At 73.6% G+C, this 17,481-nt stretch carries 12 protein-coding genes; 11 read left to right on the top strand and 1 reads right to left on the bottom strand.

Annotated features, from left to right (window positions below; genetic code table 11):
- The first annotated feature begins 170 nt into the window (after nt 1–170).
- The 5 genes from ACFVU7_RS37290 to ACFVU7_RS37310 are packed head-to-tail and all read left to right on the top strand — an operon-like array spanning nt 171 to nt 7,991.
- A complete protein-coding gene (locus ACFVU7_RS37290) occupies nt 171–1,985 on the top strand; it encodes an IucA/IucC family protein (protein WP_074005688.1) in 1,815 nt (604 codons plus the stop codon).
- Nucleotides 1,877–2,590, top strand: coding sequence for a GNAT family N-acetyltransferase (locus tag ACFVU7_RS37295; RefSeq protein WP_388050183.1), 714 nt, complete (start codon nt 1,877–1,879; stop codon nt 2,588–2,590). Before ACFVU7_RS37290 ends, ACFVU7_RS37295 begins: the two co-directional genes overlap by 109 nt.
- Nucleotides 2,591–2,599: 9 nt before the next feature.
- Nucleotides 2,600–4,048 carry a lysine N(6)-hydroxylase/L-ornithine N(5)-oxygenase family protein gene (locus ACFVU7_RS37300; RefSeq protein WP_388050118.1) on the top strand — a complete coding sequence of 483 codons (1,449 nt, stop codon included), beginning with the start codon at nt 2,600–2,602 and terminating at the stop codon, nt 4,046–4,048.
- Nucleotides 4,026–5,849: an IucA/IucC family protein gene (locus ACFVU7_RS37305; protein ID WP_375876200.1), complete on the top strand. Its 1,824-nt coding sequence runs from the start codon at nt 4,026–4,028 to the stop codon at nt 5,847–5,849. Before ACFVU7_RS37300 ends, ACFVU7_RS37305 begins: the two co-directional genes overlap by 23 nt.
- A 12-nt stretch (nt 5,850–5,861) precedes the next feature.
- A complete protein-coding gene (locus ACFVU7_RS37310; RefSeq protein ID WP_079272798.1) occupies nt 5,862–7,991 on the top strand; it encodes an ATP-dependent DNA helicase in 2,130 nt (709 codons plus the stop codon).
- A gap of 176 nt (nt 7,992–8,167) precedes the next feature.
- Here ACFVU7_RS37310 and lexA read toward each other — a convergent pair whose 3' ends face one another.
- Complete coding sequence (gene lexA, locus ACFVU7_RS37315; RefSeq protein ID WP_310593172.1) at nt 8,168–9,049, bottom strand: transcriptional repressor LexA; 882 nt, start codon at nt 9,047–9,049, stop codon at nt 8,168–8,170.
- 354 nt (nt 9,050–9,403) lie between these two features.
- Here lexA and nrdR point away from each other — a divergent pair, with 354 nt between their 5' ends.
- The 6 genes from nrdR to ACFVU7_RS37345 all read left to right on the top strand — a co-directional run bounded on the left by nrdR (nt 9,404) and on the right by ACFVU7_RS37345 (nt 17,406).
- Nucleotides 9,404–9,904: a transcriptional regulator NrdR gene (gene nrdR / locus ACFVU7_RS37320; protein WP_049653458.1), complete on the top strand. Its 501-nt coding sequence runs from the start codon at nt 9,404–9,406 to the stop codon at nt 9,902–9,904.
- A 205-nt stretch (nt 9,905–10,109) separates the two neighbouring features.
- Nucleotides 10,110–13,013, top strand: coding sequence for a vitamin B12-dependent ribonucleotide reductase (locus ACFVU7_RS37325; RefSeq protein WP_388050121.1), 2,904 nt, complete (start codon nt 10,110–10,112; stop codon nt 13,011–13,013).
- A gap of 108 nt (nt 13,014–13,121) precedes the next feature.
- The gene (locus ACFVU7_RS37330; protein ID WP_388050124.1) at nt 13,122–14,009 is read left to right on the top strand and encodes a hypothetical protein; all 888 of its coding nucleotides are present in this window, start codon (nt 13,122–13,124) and stop codon (nt 14,007–14,009) included.
- Nucleotides 14,010–14,044: 35 nt separating this feature from the next.
- Complete coding sequence (locus tag ACFVU7_RS37335; RefSeq protein WP_387973888.1) at nt 14,045–14,812, top strand: SDR family oxidoreductase; 768 nt, start codon at nt 14,045–14,047, stop codon at nt 14,810–14,812.
- A 303-nt stretch (nt 14,813–15,115) separates the two neighbouring features.
- Nucleotides 15,116–16,972, top strand: coding sequence for an ATP-binding protein (locus tag ACFVU7_RS37340; RefSeq protein ID WP_388050126.1), 1,857 nt, complete (start codon nt 15,116–15,118; stop codon nt 16,970–16,972).
- Nucleotides 16,972–17,406: a roadblock/LC7 domain-containing protein gene (locus ACFVU7_RS37345; RefSeq protein ID WP_049653112.1), complete on the top strand. Its 435-nt coding sequence runs from the start codon at nt 16,972–16,974 to the stop codon at nt 17,404–17,406. Before ACFVU7_RS37340 ends, ACFVU7_RS37345 begins: the two co-directional genes overlap by 1 nt.
- Nucleotides 17,407–17,481: the final 75 nt, after the last annotated feature.

The following is a 17,481-nucleotide window of genomic DNA, read 5'->3' on the forward strand; positions in this document are numbered from 1 at the left end:
GCATCGGGCCCCGTTGGTGGACAATCCCCGATCTTCACCCTGACGAGTGATCCGTCCTTGTGATCACCCGTCAGGGATAGGTAACCCTTACCTGACGCGACGGTGCGAGCGCCCGCCGACCCCTCCACCACAGTGCGCGTCCGCACCCCCACGCGCCCCAAGGAGCAGCCTTGAGCACCGCCGCCCTCACCGTCGCCCCGCCCGTACCGTCGCCCACCGTGGAGCGGGCCCACGGGCACGACCTCCTGCTGCACCCCGACCCGGCCGTCGCCGCCGAACAGGCCGGACTGGAGGCCCTGCTGCGCTGCTGGACCCGGGAGACCGGAGCCCGGCCCGGCCCGGACGGCCGGCTGCGGATCGCCGTCCTCGGCGGGGCCGCCCGGCTCACCGCCCCGGTCCGCTACTGGTCGCCCGGCGGCTGGCACCGCTTCGGACCCGCCACCCTCGCGGTCGGGGAGACCGGCCCGGCCGGGGACGTCCGCGAGGCCCCCGTGGACGCCGTCACCGCCGCCGCGCTGCTCGCCGCCGCGGCCGCCGAACGGCCCGACCCCGGGCAGGTCGCCGACCTGGCCGCCAGGGTCGGCGACTCGGTGGTGCGCACCGCCGAGATCCTCGCCCACCGCCGCACCGCCGCCGTGCCCGGCGGGCCGGAGCGCTCGCACTTCCTCGCCGCCGAGCAGTCCCTGCTGCTCGGCCACCCGCTGCACCCCACGCCGAAGAGCCGCGACGGCCTCGGCCCGGCCCAGAGCGCCGCCTACTCGCCCGAACTGCACGGCTCCTTCCAACTGCACTGGTACGCCGTCGACCGCGAACTGCTCGCGGCCGGCTCCGCCGTCGCCGAGAGCGCCGAACGGCTCACCGCCGGACTGCTCGACGGCGCCGTGCCGCTGCCGCCCGGCACCGCCGCCGTCCCGCTGCACCCCTGGCAGGCCCGCGAACTCGCCCACCGCCCGGCCGTCGCCGCCCTGCTCGCCGACGGGCTGCTGCACGACCTCGGCCCGGCCGGCGACCCCTGGTACCCCACCTCCTCGGTGCGCACCGTCTACCGGCCCGGCACCCCGTGGATGCTCAAGCTCTCGCTCGGCCTGCGGATCACCAACTCCCGCCGGGAGAACCTGCGCAAGGAACTGCACCGCGGCCTGGAGATGCACCGGCTGCTGGAGAGCGGGCTGGCCGCCGAGTGGCGGGCCGCCCACCCCGGCTTCGACATCGTCCGCGACCCGGCCTGGATCGGCGTCGACCACCCCGCCCTCGGCGACCCGGGCGGCCTGGACACCGTGCTGCGCGCCCAGCCCTTCGCGCCCACCGACCGGGCGCTGTGCGTCGCCGGCCTGGTCGCCGAACAGCCGCTCGGCACCGGCGACACCGTGCCCTCCCGGCTCGGCGACACCCTGCGGGCCCTGGCCGTCCGCTGCGCCCGCCCGCTGCCGACGGTGGCCGCCGAATGGTTCCTGCGCTACCTGGACGCGGTCGTGCTGCCGATCCTCTGGCTGGACGGCCGGGGCGGCATCGCCCTGGAGGCGCACCAGCAGAACAGCCTCGTCCTGCTGGACGCCGAGGGCTGGCCCTGCGGCGGCCGCTACCGCGACAACCAGGGCTACTACTACCGGGAGAGCGCCGCCGCGCGGCTCGCCGCCCGGCTGCCCGGACTCGGCGCGGACAGCGACACCTTCCTGCCGGACGACGTGATCGACCACCACTTCGCCTACTACCTCGGCATCAACCACGTGCTCGGCCTGATCGGCGCCCTCGGCTCCCAGCGGCTCGCCGACGAGACGGTGCTGCTGGCCGCGCTGCGCCGGTTCCTGGCCGGCCCCCGGGCCGCCGCCACCGGCTCGGCGCTGCCCGCGCTGCTGCTGGACGCGCCCGCGCTGCCCTGCAAGGCCAACCTGCTCACCCGGGTCAACGGCATGGACGAACTGGTCGGCCCGGTCGCCAGCCAGTCCGTGTACGTGGACATCCCCAACCCGGTGGCGGGTGCCTGATGACGGACGACGGGTGCCGGGTGCCGGACGGCCTGTCCGGGTGGGGCGCCGTCCCCACCCCGGTCGGCGAGTTCCGGCTCGGCCCGGTCCGGCTGCCCGCCGACCTGGCGCTGCTCGCCGGGTGGATGAACGACCCCGAGGTCGACGCCTTCTGGGAGCTCGCCGGGCCGCCGGAGGTCACCGAACGGCACGTCCGGGCCCAACTGGACGGCGACGGCCGCAGCCTCCCGTGCCTCGGACTGCTCGACGGCGAGCCGATGAGCTACTGGGAGGTCTACCGCGCCGACCTCGACCCGCTCGCCGCGCACTACCCGGCCCGGCCGTACGACACCGGCGTGCACCTGCTGCTCGGCCCCGCCGCCAGCCGCGGCCGCGGCCTGGGCGCCGTCCTGCTGGCCGCCCTCGCAGAATTGATTCTCCGCCGGAATCCGCGCTGCGAACGGGTGGTGGCCGAGCCGGACGTCCGCAACCGGCGGTCCGTCCGGGCCTTCGAACGGGCCGGATTCCGGGCCGCCGCCGAACTCGACCTGCCCGACAAGCGCGCCGCCCTGATGGTCCGCGACCGGGCCGACGGGCCCGCCGCGCAGGCCCAACTCCCCGCCTAGGACGACCCTGTGGACACCTCGACACCCCCTCCGTACGACCTGCTCGGCGTCGGCATCGGCCCGTTCAACCTCTCGCTCGCCGCACTCGCCGAACCCGTCCCCGGCCTGCGCACGCTCTTCTGCGACCAGCGCCCGGAGTTCCGCTGGCACCCCGGGATGCTGGTCGACGGGGCCCGGATGCAGGTGCCGTTCCTCGCCGACCTGGTCTCCCTGGTCGACCCGACCAGCCCGTGGTCCTTCCTCAACTACCTGCGCGACCAGGACCGGCTGTTCCCGTTCTACTTCGCCGAGCGCTTCCAGCTGCCGCGCCGCGAGTACGACCACTACTGCCGCTGGGCCGCCGAGCGGCTGGCCAACTGCCGCTTCGGCACCGAGGTCACCGCCCTGCACTGGGAGGCGCCCTGGTACCGCGCCGAACTGACCGACACCGCGACCGGCCGGCGCTCCGAGGTCAGGGCCCGCAACCTCGCCCTCGGCGTCGGCACCCGGCCGGTACTGCCCGAGGCCTTCGCCGCGCTGGCCGGCCACCCGCGGGCCTTCCACTCCGCCGAGTACCTGGACCGCCGTGCCGACCTGGCCGGCACCCGCGACATCACCGTCGTCGGCAGCGGGCAGTCCGGCGCCGAGGTCTTCCTCGACCTGCTCCGGCGCCACGAGGGCGACGACGTCCGGCTGCGCTGGCTCACCCGGACCAGGGCGCTCGCCCCCATGGAGTACTCCAAGCTCGGCCTGGAGCACTTCACCCCCGACTACACCCGCTACTTCCACGGCCTGCCCGCGGCCGTCCGGGACGCGCTGGTCACCGCCCAGTGGCAGCTGCACAAGGCCGCCAGCGCCGAGACCCTCGCCGAGATCCACGACCACCTCTACGAGCGCACCATCGGCCGCCCGATCGACGCCGCCCCGGTCGAGATCACCCCCGGCACCGCCGTCGACGCCGCCCGCCCCGGCCCCTGCGGCGGCCTCGAACTGCACTGCCGGCACACCGACTCCGGCGCCGAACACCTGCTGCGCACCGACGCCGTGGTGCTCGCCACCGGCTACCGGGCGGCCCGCCCGGCCGCGCTCGAACCGCTCGCCGAACTGATCGACTGGGACGAGGCCGGGCGCTACCGGGTCGACCCGGACCACCGGGTCGCCACCCGGCCCGGACTCACCGGCGGGCTGTACGTCCAGAACGCCGAACTGCACACCCACGGCGTCGGCACCCCCGACCTCGGACTCGGCGCCCACCGGGCCGCCGTGATCCTCAACGCCGTCACCGGGCGCACCGTCCACCGGCTGCCCGGCCGCACCGCCTGGACCGGCTTCGCGCCGCCCGGCCCCGCCGGGCCCGCCGACCAGCCCACCTCCGCCGGTCCCGTAGAACAGCCCACCCCCGCCGGTCCCGTGGAACAGCCCACCCCCGCCGTCCCCCGCCCCCAGGAGTTGACCCGTGCCGCAACCGTCGGCCGCTGAACCGCCGCTCCACCTGCCCCCGCACCTCACCGCCGGGCACTGGCAGCGGGCCGGCCGCGCCCTGCTGGCCAAGATGCTGGGCGAGTTCGCCTACGAGGAACTGCTCCGACCCGTCCCCGGCGACGAGCCCGGCGAGTACCGGCTGGAGCTGCCCGAGGCCGAGTACCGCTTCACCGCCCGGCGCGGCTCCTACGACAGCTGGCAGGTCGACCCGGAGTCCGTCCGCTGCTCCCGCCCGGACGGCCTGGACCCGCTGCGCTTCCTCCCGTACGCCCGGCAGACCCTCGGCCTGCGCGGCGAGACCACCGGCCACCTGATCCGCGAGCTCTCCGCCACCCTCACCGCCGACGCCCGCCAGCTCGCCACCGCGCTGACCGCCGCCGAACTCGCCGACCTCGACCACGCCGCGCTGGAGGGCCGGCAGACCGGCCACCCCTGGATCGTCCCCAACAAGGGCCGGATCGGCTTCTCCGCCGCCGACGCCGCCCGCTGGGCCCCGGAGGCCCGCAGCCCGCGCCCGCTGCCGTGGATCGCCGTGCACCGCCGGCTCGCCGAGTACCGCGGCGTGCCCGGCCTGGAGCGGCCCGAGCAGCTGTACGCCCGCGAGCTCGACGACGTGGACGCGCTGCGCGCCGCGCTCGGCCCGGACGCCGAGGACTACCTGCTGCTGCCCGTCCACCCCTGGCAGTGGGACGAGACGGTCCTGCCGCTGTTCGCGCCCTGGATCGCCTCCGGCGAGATCGTCCCGCTGCCCTCGGACGGCGACCCACGGCTGCCCCAGCAGTCCATCCGCTCCTTCTTCAACACCGCCCACCCCGAGCGCTGCACCGTCAAGCTGCCGCTGTCCATCCTCAACACCCTGGTCTGGCGCGGCCTGCCGGTCGAGCGCACGCTGGCCGCGCCCGCCGTCACCGCCTGGCTGCTCGGACTGCGCGACGCCGACCCGTACCTGCGCGACGAGTGCCGGGTGATCCTGCTCGGCGAGATCGCCTCCGTCACCGTCGACCACCCGCTCTACCGCGAGCTGCCCGAGGCGCCGTACCAGTACAAGGAACTGCTCGGCGCGATCTGGCGCCAGCCGCTCGGCCCCTTCCTGGACGGTGGCGAGCGCGCCCGCACCCTGGCCTCGCTGCTGCAGACCGGCTCCGACGGGCGGGCGCTCGCCGCCGAGCTGATCGACCGCTCCGGCCTGCTCCCCGGCGACTGGACCGCCCGGCTGTTCGCCGCGATGATGCCGCCGCTGCTGCACTTCCTCTACCGCTACGGGCTGGTCTTCTCCCCGCACGGCGAGAACGCCATCGTGGTCTTCGACCCCACCGACGCGCCGGTCCGGCTCGCGGTCAAGGACTTCGTGGACGACGTCAACCTCAGCGCCCAGGACCTGCCCGAACTGCGCGGCCTGCCCGACGAGGTGGCCGAGGTGCTGCTGAGGGAGAGCCCGCAGGGGCTCTGCCAGTTCATCCACTCCGGGCTGTTCATCGGCGTCTTCCGCTTCCTCGCCCCGCTGCTGGAGGCGCAGACCGGACTGCCCGAGACCGAGTTCTGGGCACTGCTGCGCGCCGAGGTGCTGCGCTACCAGGACCGCTTCCCCGAGCTGCGCGAGCGCTTCGAGCTGTTCGACCTGTTCCGCCCCCGGATCGACCGGCTCTGCCTCAACCGCAACCGGCTGCTGATGGACGGCTACCAGGACCGCCCGCACCGCCCGCACGCCGCCCGGTACGGGACAGTGCCGAACGCGCTGGTCGCCGTGGACGTGCGGATGCCCGGGCAACGGGACCGGATTGTCACCCCCGCCCCGTAGGCTGGGAGGGTCATGACGAACGACTCCGAATCCCACGACTCCGAATCCCAGCGGGCGGCAGTCCTCGGCGACGAGGCCGAGGAAGCCGTCGCCGTCCCGCGCTCGCGGATCCCCGAACTGCTGCACGCCGCGGTGGCGGCCGTCGGCGGTGTGGAGCGCCCCGGCCAGGTCCGGATGGCCGAGGCCGTCGCCGACGCCGTCGACCACGCCGAGCACCTGCTCGTCCAGGCCGGCACCGGCACCGGGAAGTCCCTGGCCTACCTGGTGCCCGCGCTCGCCCACGGCGACCGGGTGGTGGTCGCCACCGCCACCCTGGCGCTGCAACGCCAGCTGGTGGAGCGGGACTTGCCGCGCACCGTCGAGGCGATGCACCCGGTGCTGCGCCGCCGCCCGCTGTTCGCGATGCTCAAGGGCCGCTCCAACTACCTCTGCCTGCACCGGGCCAACGAAGGCACCCCGAGCGACGAGGGCGAGGGCCTGTTCGACCCGGTGGACGCGCTCGGCGGGCCCACCGGGAAGCTCGGGAAGGACGTGCTGCGGCTGCGCGACTGGGCCGACGAGACCGACACCGGGGACCGCGACGACCTCAGCCCCGGCGTCTCCGACAAGGCCTGGGCCCAGCTCTCGGTCACCTCCAAGGAGTGCCTGGGCGCCACCCGCTGCCCGTACGGCCAGGAGTGCTTCGCGGAGAAGGCGCGGGAGCGGGCCAAGCTGGCGGACGTCGTGGTCACCAACCACGCGATGCTCGCGATCGACGCGATCGAGGGCGCGCCGGTGCTGCCCGAGCACGGGCTGCTGATCGTGGACGAGGCGCACGAGCTGGTCAACCGGGTCACCGGCGCGGCCACCGCCGAGCTGACCGTCGGCGCCGTCAACCGGGCGGTGAAGCGGGCCGCGCGGCTGGCCAACGAGAAGGCGGTGGACGCGCTCCAGGCCGCCGCCGAGAACTACCACGGCCTGATGGAGACCGCCCAGCCCGGCCGGGTCGAGGAGCTGCCCGAGTACCTCGCGTACGCGGTCACCGCGATCCGGGACGCCTCCCGCCAGGTGATCACCTCGCTCGGCGAGACCAGGGACAAGGGGCTCAGCGACGAGGACGCCGTCCGCAAGCAGGCGATGGCCTCGGCCGAGGCGCTGCACGAGACGGCCGAGCGGCTGCTGGAGGACTCCGAGTACGACGTGGTCTGGATCGAGCGCAGCGACCGCTACGGGCTGGGCACCGCCTCGCTGCGGGTCGCCCCGCTGAGCGTCTCCGGGCTGCTGCGCGAGGGGCTGTACAAGGAGCGCTCGGTCGTCCTCACCTCGGCCACGCTCAAGCTCGGCGGGGACTTCAACGGCGTCGCCGCCTCGGTCGGCCTGCCCTCCGAGACGCGGCTGCCGGACGTCCGCACCGCCGGGGACAACCCGGACGCCGAGGCGGGCTTCGGCGAGGACGCGGTGCCGCACTGGCGCGGGATCGACGTCGGCTCGCCGTTCAAGTACCCCAAGCAGGGCATCCTGTACGTCGCCAAGCACCTGGCCGACCCCGGGCGCGATCCCGAACGGCCCGACATGCTGGACGAGTTGGCCGAGCTGATCGGCGCGGCCGGCGGGCGCACGCTGGGCCTGTTCTCCTCGATGCGCGGCGCCCAGACGGCCGCCGAGGCGATGCGTGAGCGGCTGGACCACCGCGTCCTGCTCCAGGGCGAGGACACCCTCGGTGAGCTGATCCGGGAGTTCGCCTCGGACGCGACGACCTGCCTGTTCGGCACGCTCTCGCTCTGGCAGGGCGTGGACGTGCCCGGCTCGGCCTGCCAGCTGGTCGTGATGGACCGGATCCCGTTCCCCCGGCCGGACGACCCGCTGATGAGCGCCCGCCAGAAGGACGTCGAACAGCGCGGCGGGAACGGCTTCATGGCCGTCGCGGCGACCCACGCGGCGCTGCTGATGGCGCAGGGCGCGGGCCGGCTGGTGCGCGCGGCCGACGACCGGGGCGTGGTCGCGGTGCTGGACCCGCGGGTGGAGACCAAGCGGTACGGGAGCTTCTTCCGCTCCTCGATGCCGGAGTTCTGGTACACCACGGACCGCAACCAGGTGCGCCGCTCGCTGGCGTCGATCGACGCCTCGGCGGCGCCGGTGCGGCCGGTGGTGAAGCGGGGCTGAGGGCACCGGCCGCCCGGCCCGTGGAACGCCGGAGGGGCTCCCCGCACTGTGCGGAGGAGCCCCTTCCCGGTGTGTGTGGTGGTGCGGTGCGTGCTGGTGCGTGTTGCTGTGCGCGCCGAGGCGGCGCGGGTGCGCTCAGAGGCGCACGGGGCCGCCCAGGGGCGGCACAGGGCCGCTCAGAGGCGGCGCAGGACCGCGACGACCTTGCCCAGGATGGTCGCGTTGTCGCCGTTGATCGGCTCGTACGCCGGGTTGTGCGGCATCAGCCAGATCCGGCCGTCCTCGCGCTTGAGCCGCTTCACGGTGGCCTCGCCGTCGATCATCGCGGCCACGATGTCGCCGTTCTCGGCGACCGGCTGGCGGCGCACGGTGACCCAGTCGCCGTCGCAGATGGCTGCCTCGATCATCGAGTCGCCGCGCACGGTGAGCGCGAACAGCTCGCCCTCGCCGACCAGCTGGCGGGGCAGTGGGAAGACGTCCTCGACCGTCTGCTCGGCCAGGATCGGCCCGCCGGCGGCGATCCGGCCGACCAGCGGGACGTAGGAGGTGGAGGGCCGGCCGGCCGTCTCGGCGGTGTTCGGGCGGGCCACCTCGACGCCGCGGACCTCGTAGGCGCGCGGGCGGTGCGGATCCCGGCGTAGGAAGCCCTTGCGCTCCAGGGCCATCAGCTGGTGGGCGACCGAGGAGGTGCTGGACAGGCCCACGGCCTGGCCGATCTCCCGCATGGACGGCGGGTAGCCGCGGCGCTGGACGGAATCCCGGATGACCTCGATCACCCGGCGCTGGCGCTCGGTGAGACCGGCCTCGTCGGTGCGGATGCCGGGGGGGCGACCGGGCATCGCCCGGGCGGGGGAGGTGTGGGAGTCGTCCATGGCGGTGGAGTGTTCGATCGGCTGGTCGGGAACGCGGGTCGCCCCGGAAAGGGCCGCGCCGGAGAGGCGGTGGTCTTCGCTACGGTCCATGCTGCTGTCCACACCCTGCTGATTCGTGGTGCGCTGCCCCACCTTGAACTGGGAGTGTTCCTGCACCGGGATGGTGTTGCTTTCGATCGTGTTCACGGCGGCCCCTCTCGACGGCTGTCCTCTCCCCTTTTCCAGCCCAACGCGCCTCCTATCGAAAGGTTGCGCCAAACACACGTTCGAGTGAATTATTCGGGAGTTGACTGACTCGATCAAGGCTTTGTTGTACATCGAGTAAATGTTCGAGCGAAACTCGCCCCCGGCAGTCTAATCGGGCCCCTCGCGACATCGACACGCCAAGGCGCTCACCTCCCCCAGACTCCTAGATGTAGTGGCTACAGTCCTCTCCGTGCCCAGTACTAGTGGTCGCCCCGCATGATCAGCTTGCCGAGGCCGGGGGCGCATCGCATAGACTCAACAGGTCCGAACGTTCTGCCAGGGAGGGATCCCGAGGTGCACTGCCCCTTCTGCCGGCACTCCGACAGCCGTGTTGTCGACAGCCGGACCACCGAGGACGGCAGCTGCATCCGCCGTCGTCGGCAGTGCCCGGACTGCGGACGCCGCTTCACCACGGTGGAGACGGCCGCGCTGATGGTCATCAAGCGCAGCGGCGTCACCGAGCCGTTCTCCCGGCAGAAGGTCATCACCGGCGTCCGCAAGGCCTGCCAGGGCCGCCCGGTCACCGAGGACGCGCTCGCCCAGCTCGGCCAGCGGGTCGAGGAGTGCGTGCGCGCCAGCGGCAGCGCCGAGCTGACCACCCACGACGTGGGGCTGGCCATACTCGGCCCGCTCAAGGAACTCGACGTGGTCGCCTACCTGCGCTTCGCCTCCGTGTACCAGGCGTACGACGGACTGGAAGACTTCGAGGCCGCCATCGCGGAGCTCCGCGCAGAACGGCCCCGCACCCCCGAGGCGGACGACACCTGCGTGTCCGTGTCCGCCGCCGCGCCCTAGGAGGCGCCGGGCCCCTCGCGGGCCCAGCCACCCGCACCACCACGGCCCCGCGGGGCCCACGCGTGCCCGAAAACGGGGCACAGAACACTACAAACCGTGCGTAAGCAGGCAGGGTTCCTGCCTGCCCGCACACCGGAAGAACGAACCAGCAGTGCCCGGACTTTTCAGGGCACTTCGGGCGTTTGCCCAGGAGGAGGAGCGAGAAGTGACAGACACCACGAGCGGTTCCGCACGCGGGTCGAAGTCCGAGAAGGCCGCGGCCAAGGGCGCCAAGGCCCCGAAGGGCGGTCTCCGGATGGAGCGCATCTACACCACTCCTGGCGTGCACCCGTACGACGAGGTCCGCTGGGAGCGGCGGGACGTCGTCATGACCAACTGGCGTGACGGCTCGATCAACTTCGAGCAGCGCGGCGTCGAGTTCCCCGACTTCTGGTCGGTCAACGCCGTCAACATCGTCACGTCCAAGTACTTCCGCGGCGCCGTCGGCACCCCCCAGCGCGAGTGGAGCCTCAAGCAGATCATCGACCGCGTGGTGCTCACCTACCGCGCCGCCGGCGAGAAGCACGGCTACTTCGCCTCCAAGGACGACGCCGAGATCTTCGAGCACGAGCTGACCCACGCCCTCCTCCACCAGGTGTTCAGCTTCAACTCGCCGGTCTGGTTCAACGTCGGCACCAAGCAGCCCCAGCAGGTCAGCGCCTGCTTCATCCTGTCCGTCGACGACTCCATGGACTCGATCCTCGACTGGTACAAGGAAGAGGGCATGATCTTCAAGGGCGGCTCCGGCGCCGGCCTGAACCTCTCCCGGATCCGCTCCTCCAAGGAACTGCTCTCCTCCGGCGGCAACGCCTCCGGCCCGGTCTCCTTCATGCGCGGCGCCGACGCCTCGGCCGGCACCATCAAGTCCGGTGGCGCCACCCGCCGCGCGGCCAAGATGGTCGTGCTCGACGTGGACCACCCGGACGTCGAGGCCTTCATCGAGACCAAGGTGAAGGAGGAGGAGAAGATCCGCGCCCTGCGCGACGCGGGCTTCGACATGGACCTCGGCGGGGACGACATCACCTCCGTCCAGTACCAGAACGCCAACAACTCGGTCCGCGTCAACGACGAATTCATGACCGCCGTCGAGAACGGCACCGAATTCGGCCTGCGCGCCCGGATGACCGGCGAGGTCATCGAGACCGTCGACGCGAAGAAGCTGTTCCGCAAGATGGCCGAGGCCGCCTGGGCCTGCGCCGACCCCGGCATCCAGTACGACACCACGATCAACCACTGGCACACCTGCCCGGAGTCCGGCCGCATCAACGCGTCCAACCCCTGCTCCGAGTACATGCACCTGGACAACTCCAGCTGCAACCTCGCCTCGCTGAACCTGATGAAGTTCCTCCGCGACGACGACTCCTTCGACGCGGCGACCTTCGCCAAGGTCGTCGAGCTGGTCATCACCGCGATGGACATCTCCATCTGCTTCGCGGACTTCCCCACCGAGAAGATCGGCGAGACCACCCGCGCCTACCGCCAGCTCGGCATCGGCTACGCCAACCTCGGTGCCCTGCTGATGGCCACCGGCCACGCCTACGACAGCGAGGGCGGCCGCGCCCTGGCCGGCGCCATCACCTCGCTGATGACCGGCACCGCCTACCGCCGCGGCGCCGAACTCGCCGGCGTGGTCGGCCCGTACGACGGCTACGCCCGCAACGCGGCCCCGCACCAGCAGGTCATGAAGCAGCACGCCGACGCCTCGCTGGACGCCGTCTCCCACGACGACCTGGACGCCCCGGTCTGGCTGGCCGCCAACAAGTCCTGGCAGGACGTGCTCCGCCTCGGCGCCCAGAACGGCTTCCGCAACGCCCAGGCCTCGGTGCTCGCCCCGACCGGCACCATCGGCCTGATGATGGACTGCGACACCACCGGCGTCGAGCCCGACCTGGCCCTGGTCAAGTTCAAGAAGCTGGTCGGCGGCGGCTCGATGCAGATCGTCAACGGCACCGTCCCGCGCGCCCTCAAGCGCCTCGGCTACCAGGACGAGCAGATCGAGGCGGTCGTCGCCCACATCGCTGAGCACGGCAACGTGGTGGACGCCCCGGGCCTGAAGCCGGAGCACTACGAGGTGTTCGACTGCGCGATGGGCGAGCGCTCCATCTCGCCGATGGGGCACGTGCGGATGATGGCCGCGATCCAGCCCTGGATCTCCGGCGCCATCTCCAAGACCGTGAACATGCCGGCCGCCGCGACCGTCGAGGACGTCGAGGAGATCTACTTCGAGGCGTGGAAGATGGGCGTCAAGGCGCTCGCCATCTACCGCGAAAACTCGAAGGTCGGCCAGCCGCTCTCGGCCAAGAAGAAGGACTCCGAGGAGAAGATCGAGGCGGCCGCCCCGGTCACCCCGGCCGCCGTGGTCGAGAAGGTCGTCGAGTACCGCCCGGTCCGCAAGCGCCTGCCCAAGGGCCGTCCGGGCATCACCACCTCCTTCACGGTCGGTGGCGCCGAGGGCTACATGACCGCCAACTCCTACCCGGACGACGGCCTGGGCGAGGTCTTCCTGAAGATGTCCAAGCAGGGCTCGACCCTCGCGGGCATGATGGACGCCTTCTCCATCGCCGTCTCGGTCGGCCTCCAGTACGGTGTGCCGCTGGAGACCTACGTCTCGAAGTTCACCAACATGCGCTTCGAGCCGGCCGGCCTGACCGACGACCCGGACGTGCGGATGGCGCAGTCGATCGTCGACTACATCTTCCGCCGCCTGGCGCTCGACTTCCTGCCGTTCGAGACCCGCTCGGCGCTCGGCATCCACTCCGTCGAGGAGCGCCAGCGCCACCTGGAGACGGGCTCGTACGAGCCGCTGGAGGCCGAGGAGCTCGACACCGAGTCGCTCGCCCAGTCCGCCCCCGTCGCCGCCAAGCCGGCCGCCGTCCCGGCCCCGGCCCCCGTCGTCGTCGAGGCACCCAAGGCGGCCCCGAAGCAGGCCCACAACTCCACGGAGCTGATGGAGATCCAGCTCGGCCTCAACGCCGACGCCCCGCTCTGCTTCTCCTGCGGCACCAAGATGCGCCGCGCCGGCAGCTGCTACCTCTGCGAGGGCTGCGGCTCCACCAGCGGCTGCAGCTGACCGTGCCCGACCCCGGTTTCACCCGATGAGGTGAAAACCTGAGGCGGGGCGAGGACTTCACGTCCTCGCCCCGCCTTTTCTGTCGGTCGGGGTTGCTTTGCTGCGCGCATGGCGACAGGAGCAGAGAAGCGGGCACCACGACGGCCACCGGCGGCGGAGATCACACCGGAGACCCCGATCTGGTGCCCGGCGTGCCGGGACCACCACCCGGCCGCCGATTTCCCGAGGAACGCGAGCAGGCCGAGCGGTCTGCAGAGCGAGTGCAAGCAGGCCGTCCGGGCGAGGGCGGCGAGGCCGGAGGCCCGCGAGGCCGCGAACCGGGCCCGGCGGAAGAAGTGGGAACGGCCGGAGGTCCGGGCCGCCGCACTGGAGCGGCAGCGCGCTCGGCGCGCGAAGCTCGGTGCCGGGCACGATCTGCGCCGGTCGCGGGCCAGGCTTCAGGCCGTGGTGACGGAGTGGAAGAGCGGCGGCTGCGTTGACTGCGGGTACGCCGATGTACGGGCCTTGGACCCCGATCACCTGGACCCGACGCAGAAGGCGGGGACGATATCCCGCCTCGTGCAGCTGTGCGTCGCCAAGGACCGGCTGCTGGCCGAGCTCGCCAAGTGCGAGGTCCGGTGCGCCCGCTGCCATCGAGCGCGGACGATGCGGCAGCGCGGGCGTTCGACGGAACGGCTGCCTCCGTCCTGGGCCCGGATGGTGGAGGCCCAGGCGCGGAACGACCGGTTGAAGCTGGCGCGGGGCTGCGCCGACTGCGGTTGGCGGGGATGGGCCCGGGGCCTCGACTGGGACCACGTGCGCGGCGCCAAGTCGGCGAACGTGTCGCAGCTGATCGCCGAGCGGAAGCCGTGGTCGGAGGTCGCGGCGGAGATCGCCAAGTGCGAGGCCGTGTGTGCGAACTGCCACCGGATCCGGACTGCGGTCAGGCGGGGCCGGACGTCCCGGAGCGCGTCCAGCGTGCCGATGTCACGTTCGGGGGCGGTGTCCGGTCTGTAGGGGGTGACGGGGTTCCTCTGGGAAGGAGTGGCGCGGTGGTGGGAACGGTGCTGGTGACCGGGGCGACGGGGACGTTGGGGCGGGAGGTGGTGCGGCTGCTGGTGGCGCGCGGGGTGGCGGTGCGGGGGCTGAGCCGGCGGGTGCGGGACGGGGGCGACGGGGTCGAGTGGGTGGTCGGGGACCTGGTCGGCGGGGCCGGGGTGGCGGAGGCGATGGCCGGGGTCGACGTGGTGGTGGACTGCGCGACCACGCAGAAGAAGGCGGACGTGGCCGGGGTCCGGACACTGGTGGCCCGGGCCCGGGAGGCCGGGGTGCGGCACCTGGTGTACGTGTCGATCGTCGGGATCGACCGGGTGCCGTTCGGGTACTACGCGACGAAGCTCGCCTGCGAGCGGGTGGTGCGGGAGTCGGGGCTGGGCTGGACGGTGCTGCGGGCGACGCAGTTCCACGACCTGGTGCTGAAGGTCTTCGACGCCTCCGTGAAGCTGCCGGTCCTCCCGGTGCTGAGCGGGGTGGCGTGCCAGCCGGTGGACGTACGGGAGGTGGCCGCGGCGGTCGCGGACCTGGCGGGGGAGGAGCCCGCCGGGTTCGCCCCGGAGGTCGGCGGCCCGCAGGTGCGTTCGTACCGGGAACTGGCCGAGGCCTACCTGCGGGCGGCGGGCAGGCGCCGGTTGCTGCTGCCGCTCCCCCTGCCGGGAGCGACCGGCCGCGGACTGCGGGCGGGCGGCAATCTGACGCCGGATCGGGCGGTGGGCCGGGGGACCTTCGAGGAGGCGCTGAAGCGACGGTTCGGCGGCCGCTGAGGTCGGCGGCCGCCGGCACAGGACGGGCGCCCACGGTGTGAGGCGTGGCGCTCGGGTGGGCGTCGGGGCGTCGTCGTGTGGTGTGGGCGGCGTGAAGGTAGGAGATTGGCCGTCAACTGGCCGCTTGAGGCCTATGTCTGAATCGATATGATCGGCCGAAAGCGTGAACCGATCAGACGCCCGGAGACGTTTCGCTACGTCGCCGGGCGGACTGGTATGCGCCCGACCAGCTGTCGGCGGCCGCAACCGTCGCCGACCCGCCGCCCGCGCCGCCGCCCGCCGACGTTGCCGAGGACCGCACCGATGAGAGAAGCCACCAGCCCCGACGGCCGATCGCGCCGACGGCCCGCGCCGCGCACCGTCGCCCTGACCGCGGCCGCCGTGCTGCTGGCGCTGGTCGCCGCGCCGGTCGGCGTCGCCCGGGCGCTCGGCGCGCACCAGCCGCTCACCGCCCTCGCGGTGGGCGCCGTCACGGTGCTCTGGCTGATCGCCGTCGGCCTCGCGGCGACCGGCGTCGAACGCTCCCGCGGGCTGGCCGAGGACCTGGCCGCGCAGCACGAGGAGACCCGGGCGGCGCTGGTCGCCGCGGGCACGGCCCGGCAGGCCGAGACGGCCGCCGCCGACCGCACCGCCGCCGCGCTCGCCGAGCGGGACGCCGCCCGCGCCGGGCAGGCCCGGGCCGAGGCCGACGTCACCACCGCGCACGCCGAGCTGGCCCGGCTGCGGGCCGAACTCGACGCCGAGCGGGCCGGGGCGGAGGCGGAGCGGACCCGGGTCGAGGCCGAGCGCGCCGAGCTGGCCCGGATCACCGAGGGCGTGCTGCCCGAGGTGGTGGCGAAGCTGCGGGCCGGCGCGGCGGTGGACAGTGCGCTGGCCGTCCACCGCAAGCACCCCCAGTACCCGCTGCTGCGTGCCGTCGGCGAGGAGATCGGCCGCGGCGAGCGGCTGCGGGCCGCCGCGCTCGCGGTGTGCGCGACCGCCGCCGGGCGGGTCCAGGCGCTGGCCACGAGCATGCACGCCGAGCTGCGCGAGATGCAGCACCGGCACGACGAGGAGGTCCTCGGCGACCTGCTGAGCCTGGACCACTCGACCGCCCAGGCGGGCCGGATGGCCGACAGCATCGCGGTGCTCACCGGCGCCCGCTCGGGCCGCCGTTGGGCCAAGCCGATCGCGGTGGAGTCGGTGCTGCGCGGCGCGCTCGGCCGGATCGGCGCCTACCAGCGGGTGCGGCTGCACAACGCCAGCACCGCCGCGGTCGCCGGGTACGCGGCCGAGGGCGTGATGCACGCGCTGGCCGAACTGCTGGACAACGCCACCAACTTCTCCGCCCCGCCGGCCGAGGTGCACGTCTACGTCGAGGAGGTGCCCGCCGGGCTGGCGGTCACCGTCGAGGACAGCGGGCTGGGCCTGAGCGACAGTTGGCTGCGCCGGGCCGAACGGGCCGTCTCCGCCGAACCGCTGGACCTCACCACGCTCTCCGCGGGTACCCGCCTGGGGCTGGCGGTGGTCGGCGTGCTGGCACGCAAGCACGGGCTGCAGATCTCCTTCCGGCCCTCGGCGCGCGGCGGTACCGGCGTGGTGATGCTGATCCCGCATCAGCTGGTCACCCACCCGGCACCGGCCGCGGCCCCGGCGCCCGTCCAGGTGTCCGTACCGGTACAGGCGTCGCCCGCGGAGACCGCGCGCCCCGCGCTCACCTCGGCGCGCCCCGCCCCGGCCTCCCTGCCTCCGGCTCCCTCCGCGCAGCGGACCCGCGTCGGGACGCAGGCCGCGGCCGGGACGCGGACCGCCACCGCGCCCGCGCTGCCGGCCGCGCCCGTCCGGACGACCGATAGCGGCCTGCCGCAGCGCCGCCGCGGACAGACGCTGGCCACCGCCGCCCCCGCGACGGACCGGGCGGCGAAGCCCGCCGGCACCGACGCGGCGGGTGCGGCCGGCCGGTTCGGCGCGTTCCGCCGGGCCGCCGCCCGTCCGGTGGAGGCCGGGCGGCCCGCCGCCGGGGCTCCGACCGAGGGCCCCGCCGGGACGCCGGTCACGGACCCTGCCGGGGCTCCGGCCGCCGACTCTGCCGGGCCGCCGGCCACCGACCCTTCCGGGGTGCCGACCACAGCCCCCGACACCACGCCCGACGCTTCCCCCGTCACCGAGAAGGACACCTGATGAGCAGTGCCACCGACCGTGACCTCGACTGGCTGTTGGAGAACCTGCTGGCGGCGACCCCCGGCACCCGGCACGCCCTGGTGCTCTCCGCCGACGGGCTCAAGCTCTGCCACACCGCCGGACTGAGCACCGACCAGGCCGACCAGCTGGCCGCCATCGCCTCGGGTCTGCAGAGCCTGGCGCACGGCGCCTCGATCGAGTTCGGCGACGGCAGCGGCGGCGTGCGGCAGTCGATGACCGAGTTCCACGGCGGCATCCTGTGCATCGTGGCGGCCGGCGAGGGCGCGCACCTGGCGGTGGTCACGGACGACGACGCGGACGTCGGCGTGGTCGGCCACAACATGCACGGCCTGATCGAGCAGATCGGGGTCCACCTCAGCGCGCCCGCCCGGGCGGCGGAAGGCGAGGCCGCGCAAGAGAGCGCGGTCATATGAGCGCGCGGAGCGAGCGGACGGTCGAAGGAGTCGCGGGGGTCGCGGGGGTCGACGCCCCCGCCGCGCGGAGCGAGG

It is taken from the genome of Kitasatospora sp. NPDC058046, assembly GCF_042885595.1.
In the GTDB taxonomy this organism is placed as follows: Bacteria; Actinomycetota; Actinomycetes; order Streptomycetales; family Streptomycetaceae; genus Kitasatospora.